The organism is Rhodohalobacter sp., from assembly GCF_034521535.1.
Lineage (GTDB): Bacteria > Bacteroidota > Rhodothermia > Balneolales > Balneolaceae > Rhodohalobacter.
Map to the genome: position 1 here is coordinate 49,554 of NZ_JAXHMF010000008.1, position 12,560 is coordinate 62,113.

At 41.5% G+C, this 12,560-nt stretch carries 13 protein-coding genes; 7 read left to right on the forward strand and 6 right to left on the reverse strand.

The window, feature by feature from the left end:
• Positions 1–3: 3 nt before the first annotated feature.
• Positions 4–882: a YaiO family outer membrane beta-barrel protein gene (locus U5K35_RS17490; RefSeq protein ID WP_322572812.1), complete on the reverse strand. Its 879-nt coding sequence runs from the start codon at positions 880–882 to the stop codon at positions 4–6.
• A 162-nt stretch (positions 883–1,044) separates the two neighbouring features.
• Here U5K35_RS17490 and U5K35_RS17495 point away from each other — a divergent pair, with 162 nt between their 5' ends.
• From U5K35_RS17495 to U5K35_RS17505, 3 genes are read left to right on the forward strand one after another with little or no spacing between them, the layout of a single operon-like run.
• Positions 1,045–1,422, forward strand: a complete 378-nt coding sequence (locus U5K35_RS17495) for a response regulator (protein ID WP_322572813.1) — start codon at positions 1,045–1,047, stop codon at positions 1,420–1,422.
• Positions 1,423–1,458: 36 nt separating this feature from the next.
• Positions 1,459–2,412 carry a hypothetical protein gene (locus U5K35_RS17500; protein ID WP_322572814.1) on the forward strand — a complete coding sequence of 318 codons (954 nt, stop codon included), beginning with the start codon at positions 1,459–1,461 and terminating at the stop codon, positions 2,410–2,412.
• A gap of 27 nt (positions 2,413–2,439) precedes the next feature.
• Positions 2,440–4,005 carry a glycosyltransferase gene (locus U5K35_RS17505; RefSeq protein ID WP_322572815.1) on the forward strand — a complete coding sequence of 522 codons (1,566 nt, stop codon included), beginning with the start codon at positions 2,440–2,442 and terminating at the stop codon, positions 4,003–4,005.
• Between the two features lie 4 nt (positions 4,006–4,009).
• Here the strand turns inward: U5K35_RS17505 and U5K35_RS17510 are convergent, their stop codons facing one another.
• Together U5K35_RS17510 and U5K35_RS17515 are read right to left on the reverse strand one after the other, a co-directional pair.
• On the reverse strand, positions 4,010–4,906 hold the full coding sequence (locus U5K35_RS17510) for a sulfurtransferase (protein WP_322572816.1): 897 nt from the start codon (positions 4,904–4,906) through the stop codon (positions 4,010–4,012).
• 91 nt (positions 4,907–4,997) lie between these two features.
• Positions 4,998–5,396 (reverse strand): acyl-CoA thioesterase, encoded by a 399-nt coding sequence (locus tag U5K35_RS17515; protein WP_322572817.1) that lies wholly within the window; start codon positions 5,394–5,396, stop codon positions 4,998–5,000.
• Between the two features lie 174 nt (positions 5,397–5,570).
• On the opposite strand from U5K35_RS17515, the gene U5K35_RS17520 reads away from it, so the two are divergent.
• The 3 genes from U5K35_RS17520 (at position 5,571) to U5K35_RS17530 (ending at position 7,706) form a co-directional block, all read left to right on the forward strand.
• Positions 5,571–6,011 carry a CHRD domain-containing protein gene (locus U5K35_RS17520; RefSeq protein ID WP_322572818.1) on the forward strand — a complete coding sequence of 147 codons (441 nt, stop codon included), beginning with the start codon at positions 5,571–5,573 and terminating at the stop codon, positions 6,009–6,011.
• Positions 6,012–6,044: 33 nt separating this feature from the next.
• Entirely contained in the window at positions 6,045–6,983 is a 939-nt protein-coding gene (locus U5K35_RS17525; RefSeq protein ID WP_322572819.1) for an alpha/beta hydrolase, read from the forward strand.
• A gap of 84 nt (positions 6,984–7,067) precedes the next feature.
• The gene (locus tag U5K35_RS17530) at positions 7,068–7,706 is read left to right on the forward strand and encodes an SDR family oxidoreductase (RefSeq protein ID WP_322572820.1); all 639 of its coding nucleotides are present in this window, start codon (positions 7,068–7,070) and stop codon (positions 7,704–7,706) included.
• Positions 7,707–8,732: 1,026 nt separating this feature from the next.
• On the opposite strand, the gene U5K35_RS17535 is transcribed toward U5K35_RS17530, so the two are convergent.
• The 3 genes from U5K35_RS17535 to U5K35_RS17545 form a co-directional block, all read right to left on the reverse strand.
• The gene (locus U5K35_RS17535) at positions 8,733–10,232 is read right to left on the reverse strand and encodes a S10 family peptidase (protein ID WP_416221667.1); all 1,500 of its coding nucleotides are present in this window, start codon (positions 10,230–10,232) and stop codon (positions 8,733–8,735) included.
• 280 nt (positions 10,233–10,512) lie between these two features.
• On the reverse strand, positions 10,513–10,821 hold the full coding sequence (locus tag U5K35_RS17540) for a hypothetical protein (protein ID WP_322572822.1): 309 nt from the start codon (positions 10,819–10,821) through the stop codon (positions 10,513–10,515).
• Positions 10,818–11,945, reverse strand: a complete 1,128-nt coding sequence (locus U5K35_RS17545; RefSeq protein ID WP_322572823.1) for a Fic family protein — start codon at positions 11,943–11,945, stop codon at positions 10,818–10,820. Before U5K35_RS17545 ends, U5K35_RS17540 begins: the two co-directional genes overlap by 4 nt.
• Positions 11,946–12,189: 244 nt before the next feature.
• On the opposite strand from U5K35_RS17545, the gene U5K35_RS17550 reads away from it, so the two are divergent.
• Positions 12,190–12,549, forward strand: coding sequence for a hypothetical protein (locus U5K35_RS17550; protein ID WP_322572824.1), 360 nt, complete (start codon positions 12,190–12,192; stop codon positions 12,547–12,549).
• The last annotated feature ends 11 nt before the right edge of the window (positions 12,550–12,560 follow it).

The window sequence follows — 12,560 nt, forward strand, 5'->3', positions numbered from 1 at the left end:
TTATTAGAATCGGTATCGCCCACCCATTTCAAAGGTTGTAATTTTTGTAAAGTTCTGAGTAAACGGAAATTCCTGCCAGGTTAATTTAAGGGTTCCAAACAGCTCAAATTGATTTTTAACCAGGTAGTTTGTTTGAATTCCTATATATCTGGATTTTTGAAAACGGTTATCTGCCTGGCCATCCAGAAATCGACGTTCATCCGGTGAGAATCCAATCCCTGCAATTAACGATGCAAATGTATCAGGATTGCCTAAATATCGTCGGGCCAACAGGGTAAATGAAGTTGAGATTCCGGAATCTTGCGGTGTAAAGTACGGGCGCCCGATTAAAAGCCAGTTTCCAATATATTTACCTAATGAGCCTGTAAAGATGATAACCTCATCTTCGCTGAATTTTAAGTATCGAAAACCAAGTGAGGCTTCAAATCCTTCAGGCAGAGCCCGGTACAGTTCGGCTCCTGTACGAAACTCAGGAAACAGATCTCCACCTGACAGGCCTACATTAAAGTAACCGTACCAGTTTTTATTGAATTCAGGCCAGTAATCAACTTCTCCCTGATAGTCTGTTATTTCAAAACGATGTCCAACATTCAGGCGCCCGATAATTGGGCCCGCTGACGTAATCCTTCTGTATTCGACATACAATTTTTGCCAGTCTTCCAGGTCGTCTCCATAATGATCATACGTAAGCCCAAAAGCCGCCATATTCTTTTTGCTTTGATAATCTTCATAGGTCGAAGATTGACGGGCAAATGAGTCAGTTGCCATAAAAATGATAAGTATTCCTAAGAGTGTGATTTTCATTACTTCAACACGGATCGAGTTTGGGGTTTGCGTGAACGTAAGGTCTGTAATTTTAAGTTTGCCAAATGTTTTATTCACTGCTTTATGATAAGAGTTTCAAATTTGTATTCGTCAAACAATTAGAGAACTCTGTATAGAAAGTGCCATTTGTTAACCAATACTAAATTCAAACTCGAATTTGTTTAAGTAACTTGATTTGGAAAGCGCTTAAGGTGTGTAAAGATTTAAAAGAAATAACCGATGACTCAAGCTGGACAGACTGTTTTATTGATAGAGGACGATCCCGTTATATCAAAACTCATTGAATTTAAGTTAAAGAGAAACAACTACAAATTTGAGTTGAGAGAAAACGGATTTTCCGGCTTTGAAGCTATTAAAGAGCTTAAGCCCGACTTGGTAATTTTGGATATCATGTTGCCAAGTATCAATGGTTTAGAGGTGCTTAGAAAGATTCGAGAAGATAAGGATTTAGATAGTATTCGTGTAATTATGCTATCTGCTTCAATGAAAATGAAAGATAAAAAGCTGGCGTTCGAACAAGGTGTGAAAGATTATATCGTAAAACCTTTTGAGACAGATGAGCTTATCATTAGAGTAAAAAAATCATTGGAAAATTAGTTTAATAAGCCGGAGTAAAAGTTGGTGTTTTTGATTATGGGTTTAGAAATAGAGGGTGCAATGCAGTTGCTGATATTGGTAACCATACTGTTAACAGTTGCTACATTTATCTTGTTTACGTTGACGGTTGTCATGAGGTTGAAGCAAAACAGGGATGAAAAAAGAATGAACGGGTATAGGGAGAAATTTTTGCCTCTGATATTTGAGTACATGGAAGAGAATATTGAGGTATCATCATTTGAGAATCTTCTTGGCTCGAGCGCTTTAAAATACAGGGTTTTTGAGGAGACCATAATCAAGCTATTGAAAAATGTGGAAGGGGAAGAGTCAGAAAAATTAAAGAGGCTTTTAATGATCGATCCTCTCTATAAATTTCACATGAAGCAGCTTAAGGAAGGTAATAATGTCGTAAAAATAGAGGCGTGTAACTATTTCAGGTATACTAAAATTGTCAGAGGTGATGTCCTCTATATTTTAGGAAAGTTTGTTCAGTCAGATAATATCTACCTGGCGTTCTCTGCCGTTTCTGCACTGCTTGCCAGTGATAATTTAAGTGACAGAATAAAAGCTTTGGAAACGTTTATCAAAAGAGAGGGCATTTCTAAAATGGCGTTACTGGAGCTTTTTTACAGATTTAAGCATGACAATAAAAATCAGACTAAAGAAGAGGCTGCTTTTTTAGAGGCGCTTATTTCTGATAAAAGTTTATCAACAAAGAAAAGAGCACTTCTTATAAGATGTGTGTCTGAGTCGAATTACTACTTAATGATTAAGCCGCTCCAGAACTGGCTGGAAAGTAGAGATGAGCTTTGGAAAGAGCCGGAGGTTTTATCGGCACTCATCGATTCTCAGCGCATATTTTTGAACTCAATGGCGATCGAAATTATAAAGGCATATCGTAATTACCCCGATGAAGATGTGAGAAAGTCTGTGCAAGAGGCTGTGCATGTTCTAGATCAGGAGTTCACTTTCGAAAAAGCAATTGCATAATAAGAATTTAAAAGGACCCATCCAGATTTGTTAGAACAGGCGATACCTCACATCCAGCAATTCATTAACCTTGTAGATTCACTGGGTTGGGTGTTTATTCTCTATTTTTTAATCGTGAACGGGACGTACCTCTCCATGGTGGTGGTATCTTTATTCTACATCAGAAAACACCAAAAATATTACTCTGTATTTGAACCGGAGGGAGTTTTCCAATCCGAATTATATAAGTCGATATCCATCATCTCACCGGCTCATAATGAAGAAGTAAATATTATTGATTCGGTAGAAGCACTACTGCAGCTTCAGTATAGAGATTTTGAGGTTGTTGTGGTTAATGATGGGAGTACAGATTCTACATTGCATAAACTCAAAGATCACTTCAGATTATATGAGTCTGAAATTGAGCTGCATTCAAACCTGCCTCACAAAAATATTGTAAAATCGTACAGATCGAACCGATACGATAACTTGATTGTGATAGATAAAGTGAATGGAGGGAAGGGTGATGCGTTAAACTGTGGAATAAATGTGTGTGCAAACGATCTTTTTTGTTCTATAGATGCAGACTCATTATTAGAGCAAGACGTATTAAAACAGATGCTTCAGGCCTTTGTTCTGGATGAAAAACTTGTTGCCGCAGGAGGCATTGTGCGAGTGGCAAATGGTTGTAAAGTTTCAAACTATGAAATAAAGGAAATTGGGATTGCCAAAAGCTTTTTGGCAAGGGTTCAGACTGTTGAGTATTTACGCTCCTTCTTATTTGGCAGAATTGGGTGGGACTATTTTAAAAGTTTAATCATAATTTCCGGTGCATTTGGAATTTTTGACAGAAAATCAGTAATCAGGGCCGGAGGATATGCCAGAGACTCCGTTGGAGAAGACATGGAGTTGGTTGTAAGACTGCACAGATTTTTTAGAGAGCAAGAAGAAGAATACAGGGTACGCTTTTTACCAAAACCTGTTTGCTGGACTGAAGTGCCGGAGAACTGGAATGATTTGGCGACACAAAGAAATCGCTGGCAAAGAGGATTGGTTGATTCGATTTGGCGCCACAGGACTATGTTTTTTAATAAGAAGTATGGCAGGATGGGGCTGACAACCATTCCATACTTCACATTGGTTGAATTGTTAGGTCCCGTAATTGAAATGACGGGGTATATCTATTTTATTTTTGTCATCATATTTATGGGTATTTATGAACCGTTTGTTCTTCTTTTTATAACAGTTTCTGTATTACTGGGTTTTTTACTGTCAGTCTCGGCCCTTATTTGTGAAGAAGCCACATTTGGAAGATATGGCAGCATAAAAAATACATTAATCCTCACCCTTTATGCCTCAATAGAAAATCTGGGATACAGGCAGATTCACGCTTGGTGGAGATTTGTAGGTTTAGTCGACTATATAAGAGGGAAAAAAAGCTGGGGTAAAATGAAGCGATTGGGCTTAGACAGAGAAAATGTGCCGGCAGAGTCAATTCAAAAATCTCTGAATGAATACGCGCCTAAAATTAAGAGCTCCATTTATTGGGCTATTGTATTTATAATGCCACCCGCGGTACTTTATATTTTATTCAACTTTCTCTATTTCAGCTAAAGATTCATTTCTCAACTACAGCATTCGGGCTATTTCCATACTCCGACCACGAACCTTCGTAAGCTCTCACAGAATCGTAACCCATCAACCGAAGTGTGAAGTAAGCGTGCGATCCTCGAACGTTGGTATGGCAGTGCGGAATTATCTCTTTGTCGCGAGTGATTCCCAGTGAGTCATATATTTCCTGTATCTCCTGAGCCGATTTGAAATACGGTACTCCCTCATCCTCCAGAACATTACTCCACTCCAGGTGAACGGCATTTGGGATATGGCCACTCTTCTCTGCGCGCTCATCGGCACCGGTGTACTCTTCTTCAGAACGTACATCAAAAATGATTTTGTCGGGATCGTTGGAAGCTTCCATCACATAATTGATGTCGCAAAACTTAGATTCCTGTACGTCAACACTGAAATTTCCGGGGTCTCTTTCCGATGCATAGTCTACAACCGGATATGCAGCTGCCCAACCCTGCATCCCGCCGTTAAGCAGTGAGGCATTTGAAAAACCGTAGTAATCCAAAGCATAAAAAAGTCTTGCAGCCGCCAAGGCATTTCCTTCATCATAGATTATAACACGATCGTCACTGTTCAGACCAATTTCTTGCATGGCACTTTCAAATTTTTCAGGGCCAATCAGATAACTTTTCACAGGGTGATCGGGATCTGTCAAATTTTGTACCGAGGCAAAATGCACGGCACCGGGTATCAGGGAGTCGCCGGGTTCTTCTCTGGTATCGATCAGAAGAATATTCTCATCTTCAAGAAGTGAATTTAATTCAGTTGCATCTACCAATAGCTCTGTATTCGGATAATTTGTGAGAGTTTCAGGCTGATCGGTTTCCGCAGAGCAAGCCGAAAAAAATGCAACAATAAAAAGAATTGAAAGGTATCGTAAAGTCATAGCGGTTTGTGTGTTTAAAGGTTACCTGTTACTACAAAAAATAGATTGAAAACATTCTGATGGTATATAACAGAATTCAATAACGGCAGATTTATTGTATAGCCTCAACTACCTCTACCGGCGGCCGAATGGGTCTACCGGTATTCATAAACACTGCGGTGACAACACCTTTTAAAATCAGTTCATGATCGGGCAGCCTGTAGATGTTCTGATAGAAAATAAAGCGGACATTTCCCGACGGTTTTGCGTGAGTTTTAACAACAAATTGATCATCACCCATTAACGGTTTTTTGTAGACCAGCTCAACTTTATGAACAACGGCATCGGTTCCGTTTTCGTGAAGTTTATTAAAATTGAGTCCGACTGATTTCAGGAATTCATGACGGGCATGTTCCAGATAATTTTGATAGACGGAGTTGTTAACCACACCCTGGGTGTCGAGCTCATAATCCCGTACTGTAAGATTGAGTTCAAATTCTTTACGGTTCATGGAAATGGTTTGAGTTCATTAATATGATTATAATATAAATATACGTCACAGGGACTGTAACAACAGACCAAATTTTAGAGAGTTTAGTGACATTTTGAATTTCACAATTCATTGCAAAAGATATATGCAATAGGATTTAGTATTCATAAATCTAAAATATAAAAGGTGATTGAGATGAGAGTAAAAATTCTGTTTTTGATAATATTTATGGGAGTAATAACTGTTTCTGCCACAGCACAAACAACGGTAGAAGTTATGTTAGCCGGGTATAACCATGTGCCATCGGTTAGTACACCCGGTACCGGTATGATTGAAATAACCGTAGAAGGTGATTCGCTCTTTGTTAGCGGTTCGTTTAAAGATTTAAGGGAATACTATTTAGGTGCGGGAATTCATTATGGAAAAGCCAATGAGTCGGGGAATGAACTCTACCGGCTGAGTGCAGAATTGAATGAGGAAAAAACCGGAGGAGTGTTTAAAGCTGAAGAGAACCGGTTTGAACTGAGAGAAGCACAAAAAGAGGCTCTTCGAAATGGCAGAATGTATATCAATGTTCGATCAAACAAAAATAGAAGCGGTGAGATTCGGGGACAGATTCCTCCGTTAAATATCTAAATTTAGTTCGTCTGTTTTATTAAGTCATCCACTATGAAAAACACTATCCTGATTGTTCTTTTCACTGGTTTTCTGGTTCAATGTGCTTCATCTGATAAAAACAGAGAGGGTGTTGAATACGTAGAAAAAGTGCAGTCTGCGCATATTAGCGGACATCTGGATCGATACCTGTTTAAACCAGACGATCTGACTGAACGCTTTGTGGACGTCTGGATTCCTGAATCGTATCAACCGGACACTGAATACAGCGTTATCTACATGCACGACGGGCAGATGCTTTTTGATAAAAGCTCGACATGGAACAGTCAGGAGTGGCGAGTGGATGAAACATTAACCCGGATGATGAAAGACGGCGGGATTCCCCCGACCCTAGTTGTGGGTATCTGGAATGCCGATGATCAAAGAACTGCGGAATATTTCCCTGAAGATGCATTAAGCTATATTGATGGTGAAATCAGGAATGATCTGCTTTCAAACATCCCGGAAGAGCCGCGCGCCAATCGCTATGTTGACTTTATTGCCGAATCGGTGATTCCGTTTGTGGAAGAGAATTATCCTGTAAAGAAAAATCGCGCCGGGCGGTTTATGGCCGGTTCAAGCTATGGAGGTTTGATAACGATCTATACGCTGACAAAATATCCCGAGCTTTTTTCAGGAGTTGCTGCTTTGTCCACACACTGGCCGGGTGCGTATGAATCCAACGATGAAATTCCGGATGCAATCAGAGAATATTTGTCGCGAAACTTACCGGAGCCGGGCTCACATAAAATCTACTTCGATCACGGGACGGAAACGCTCGATTCGCTCTATGCACCCTACCAGCAGAAAGTGGATGCCATGATGGTTGAGCTTGGCTTCAGGCCGGATCAGGATTTTAAATCAGAAGTCTTTGAGGGAACAAACCATTCCGAAAATGCCTGGGCCGGCCGGTTTGAGATTCCGGTTCGGTTTCTGCTGAATCAAAAGGAGTAGTCCTGATTTGATTGCTATTGTTGAACTACAACTACAGTTGTCTTGTTTTATAAGTGAATTATTAAAAGAGAAAAATTTCAAGTTATGAAAGTAGTAATAGCAGGCGGACACGGTAAAATTGCCATGCTCCTCCACCCAATTTTGGAAGAAAAAGGCCATACAGTTAAAGGATTAATCAGAAAAGAAGAGCAAGCTGATGATCTGAGAAAAGCCGGCGCAGAACCGGTTGTTGTGGATCTTGAAAAAGAGGACGATATCAGTGAATATGTCGGCGAAGCTGACGCGGTTGTTTTTGCTGCCGGGGCAGGACCCGGAAGCGGGAAGGAGAGAAAATGGTCGGTGGATCGTGACGGAGCGACCAAGCTGATGGAGGCTGCGAAAAAGAACGATATTGAGAGATATGTGATGATCAGCGCGATGGGCTTGGAGACACCGCGCGGCGATGACGTTTTTCAGGTCTATCAGCAGGCGAAATTGCAGGCGGATAAAGCCCTGCGAAACAGTGGGTTGAATTATGTGATTATAAAACCGGGAAGGTTAACAAACGATGAGGGCACCGGAAAAGTAAAGATTGCTGAAAAACTGGATCGCGGAGAAATTCCAAGAGAGGATGTGGCACGCGTAATAGCTGAAATACTGGAAGACGACACCATTGAAGATGTAGAGTTTGATCTGCTCTCCGGCGACGATGAGATCAAGGTGGCGCTTCAGGAGTTTGTTTAAGGTCTGTGGAGTAAATTGCCAAATGGAGTGGGTTTCTCGCAGATTTGCGCAGATGAGTCGCGAATTTTCGCTGAGGAATCTTCGTGCTACTTCGAGTCTTGGTGTCTTCGTGGCAGAAAAAGGACGCCTAAAATATGATCTAAGGACGGAATATCTTTACGCACAAATCACGCCGGTATATTAAACAGCTCTTATGTTGCGTACCTAACGGCACGCCGGTAGTTGATGGGATTAATCTTTTCTACCCATATTATGTCCTTAGCGGGACATTTAAATGGTTTGTATGTTTATAGATTAAATAATTTACTGCAGTGCCAAAGAAAGGATTAAGGCCTGTATGCATGTATTCGCTTCAGCAAAGTCTGGATCGAATTTATTAGTGTAAAAAATGAGTTGTAAATTTCTCGCGGAGTTTCAAAAATCCGATTTTTTTGCCTTTTAAGGTTTGGTAATGAACGCTATTGTCTATTAATAATCTAATCGCTGTACCGTCCTGTAGGGACGGAATATGGGTAAAAAAATGCGACCTCCCCATATAAAACCGTGCCGTAGGTACGGAATATCTTTAAACGCAATCCACACCGATATAGAAAACAGCTCTTATGTTGCGTACCTAACGGCACGCCGGTATTCGATGTGATTACTCTTTTTCTACCCATATTATGTCCCTAGCGGGACATTTGGGTAGCCAATCAGTTTATTTGCAAAAAGCTCCTGTCATGCGTGTGAATAAAGGATTTAGGCATTTCTCGCGGAGTTACGCGGATTTTACCGAGGATTTTCGCAGAGAATACTTCGTGGCAAAAAGTGACTCCAAATCCATTATTTATGCAGGTGAGGGATTCAATCAAGTGAGGTTCATTTTTCATATTTCTTGAAGGAAAAAACCGTTCCAACCACCCCTAGCCCCTCCTTCATAAGGAGGGGATTCTACTATTTTCAACTACTTTTCTGTAAAGTTAACGCAAATGCCCCTAACTCCTCCTTTGTATGGAGGGGAAGGTTTTAAAGCGGTCAAAATTGGAATCAATATTTTGCAGATTCTCCATTTGTAAGAGAGTTACGAATGAACTCCCGGATGTGCTCGTTGGATGTGGCTAAATCTTCCTGCCGCAGATACATCATGTGTCCGCTTCGATACCCTTCAAACCGCAGGCGATCCGAAACCTTTCCGCTTCGATCCATATTCCACATTACATATTTGGCAGAAAAGTAGTCAGTGGCTCCATCAAAATATCCGCTTTGAATCATAACGTGCAGAAATGGATTTTCACCCATTGCGCGGCGGAGATTGTTTGCAGTGTTATTTTCGCTTCGATCCCATGGATGAACAGGTCCGAAGATGTTGTATTGAAGATCTGTTTCGTAGCCTAATTCCTCACGCAGATAGTAGTTGATTGCAGAGGTAAAAGAGTGATTCCAGGCTGTAAGAGCCGGATCATGATCATAACCGTCACCGGCATCCTGCCGGTCTATTCCTCTGTAGCGGGAGTCAAGCCGGCCCACGGTCATGCCCTCATCACGCAGCAGCTCCTTCCAGTAAAATGAAGTGGGGAGTGTCAAATTGTGATTTAAAATATGCTGCTTGTCAATGCCGGAGTAGCGGGATACGGTTTCTGCAATTTGATCTCGTCGCTCAGCCGGCAAAGAGCCGCCGCGCGCAACAGCAGGCAGATATTCATTGATGGTGAACTCCTCAACTTCAGGCAGAATTTCGTATAGATCACGCTGTTGAAGATCGGGTGTCAAAACATTGTGATACCAGGCTGTGGCAGCATAATAGGGAAGTTTAAGAATTTCAGACCGCGGTGTCATAGCAGGTGGCTCCAGCCCCATACCGGTTGGTGATACTAAAATCACACCATTTACGAATATCCAATGAGAGCTTTGAAGCTGTCCGGCGAGACCGGCCACACGTGTTGTTCCGTAGCTTTCACCCTTCAGGTATTTTGGTGACGTCCAGCGGTTGTGCCGGGATACGAAATTATCGATCCACTCGGCGAGATATTGTATATCTGCGTTCACACCAAAGAACTCGCTGCGTTCGGCCTCTTCATTCAGAATCCGGGAGAATCCCGTATTGACCGGATCCACGTAAACAATGTCGGCCACATCCAGGATGGAGTGCTCATTATCGGAAACCCCGTAAGGCTGAACCGGATGTCCTTCATCATCAATGTTAAGAAACTTTGGGCCGGTATAGCCGATGTGCATCCATACAGATGCTGAACCGGGACCTCCGTTAAATGAGAAAACCAGCGGACGATTGGAAACATCATCCACATCTGTTCGCCGGTAATAGACGTAAAAAAGGGAAGCATCGGGCTCACCATCATCGTTCCAGACGGGCTGGGTTCCTGCGGTTGCTTCATATCGGATGCGATTGCCCTTGATGGTCACCTCGCCCTCTGTTGTTACGGCGCTTTCGGCTTCAAGAACCGGCTGGGCATGTGAACTGGAAACAGTTGACAGGTTGATTACAAAAATGATCAGGAGCGGGAATAGTGTAGAGAGTAAAGTTTTCATCATTTGTTATGAGGTTTAATGGCAGGTAAAATTGAATGTTAATATAGCTGACGGTTTGAAACTGAACAATAAGAAGGAAAAAGAGCTATTTTTTTTATTAGCGTAAATTCGATACAAGAAAACAGATGACGGATTTGACCAATTCTCCCCTATTAAGAGGCTCCGAGCGACAACGACACGTGAAACGAAATTAAGAGGGGTAACCAAAGTAAATTTCATTTTTTGATGAAGATCCCCCTCACCCTCCTTTTTTCTAAGGGGGGAGTTTAAATTCTAAATATCATTTCGAGCTCACATTAATTAAAAATAAAAGCGGTTGGCTTTGCATAATAAGAATGTTTTTTATTGCCGGTATAGTTGCTGTTTCAGTTTGAACACCGACTTTCCTTGTCAGCTCATTAAGATCTCGGTCTATGATGTTAGGTATGTATCCTTGCTTTTCCAGAAACGGACGCAGTTGAGCTTCCTCTACATTTGAGGTTCCCTCCCTGTACTGCCAATCCCCGAGGTAGTCGTATTTAAGTCGATCTCGGAATAGTTTTACTACCCGGTTTTGTGTATTGCGTTCTATCTGACCTACGTCTGTCATGATTTAAATAGGTCTAAATATTCTTTAAAAATGTACAGCCGGTTTCTTTCAGCACCGGTTACCTCGTACAAAATTCCGTGCTCTTCAAGTGAATTTATGAGCTTGTAAGCGGTTGGCATAGATACTTCGGCTACTTCACTTGCTCGATCTGCAGAAATAAGAGGGCGCTTATATAGGTGATTAACCACTTTTTGTGCATTCGCGGATCTGGCTCCCATGGCTTGTAGCACCTTATCCACGTCTTTCTGCAGTTTCAGAATGCCATCAAAGGTTTGACTACTGCTTTTCGCAGTTTCAATAACTCCTTTCAAAAAGAATTGAATCCATGCTGAAAGATCATCCTTTAGCCTCACTCTCATCAGGTAATCATAGTAATCTGTTCGGTTTTTCTCAAAATAGTCGGACAGGTAGAGTATAGGCTGCTTCAATATTCCGCAGCTCACAAGAAATAGTGTAATCATCAGCCTGCCAACCCGACCGTTTCCATCCAGAAAAGGGTGAATCGTTTCAAACTGGTAGTGCATAATGCCAATTTTAATCAGGTCGGGCAGATGGAGGTTTTCATCGTGCATAAAGTTCTCCAAGTCTCCCATTAATTTCGGGATATTTTCATGAATAGGGGGTACGAACATAGCCTCGGAAACAGTTCCTCCCCCAATCCAATTCTGACTTTTTCGAAACTCTCCGGGCTGTTTCGTCTCCCCGCGCACTCCCTGCATGAGCACACTGTGGGTATTCCGGATAAGCCTGGAGGAAAATGGCAGCTTTTCAAGTTCGTGAATGGCACTGCTCATGGCTGCGATATAGTTCTGAACTTCCTCCCAGTCATCGCGCTTCTCTGCCGGCACATTCTCCTTGTCCATCAGCGCTTCCTCGATATGCGTTTGAGTTCCCTCGATCTTGGAGCTTTGGGTAGCCTCCTTGGTAACGTGCATACTAATGAACAGATCGATATTTGGGATGTACTCAGAGTACATATCCAAACGGCCAAGCTGACGGTCCGCTTTACTTAAAAGCTCAATAACCTTCAGATCGTCAAGCTGCCACTCCCTGTGCAGAAGTGAGGGCTCAAAACTCTCGTAATGTCCCTGGCTGACATATTTTCCTGCTTTAAAGTTTTTCATGAAAAGTTAAATAGTGCTATTCTTATTTAAGATATTCGATAAAAACTTAAATAAGGAACTTTACTATTTAAGGCAAATGCGATTTTCTTAAATAAGAAGCGTTAAAACCAAGTACTTATATTAGATCACGCAACCTAATAAGGCTAAAATTGAATGTTAATATAGCTGAGGGTTTGAAGCTGAACAATAAAAAAGGAAAAGGTTTGTTATTATTACAATTAAGAACAAAATCGGCTGGCTAAGCATGAAAAAAATATTTTTTATTGCCGGTATAGTTGCTGTTTCAGGTATTGTAAATGTGGTTTCGGCCCGGCAGTCTGATTCACTCGAGTCTTCGGATTCAACTGCGGTATTCCGGCAATGGGTTGAAAGTTTGCCGGATTCCGTAAAAGTATCCGTCCCTTCCGACTCTCTTAAAAGTATTTTCTTTAACTGCATGGATAACCAATTCAGTATGCCAATTTTTGAACCTGACACTGAGTTGACAGAAAATATGCCTCAGTTAAAGCCACCGAAAGTGGATGAAAAAATGATTCTCCCACAGTTTGAAAAATGCCCCGATCAAAAATGGCCGATACAAAAAAAGAGGGATAATAAGCCCTAGCTTCCCATCCC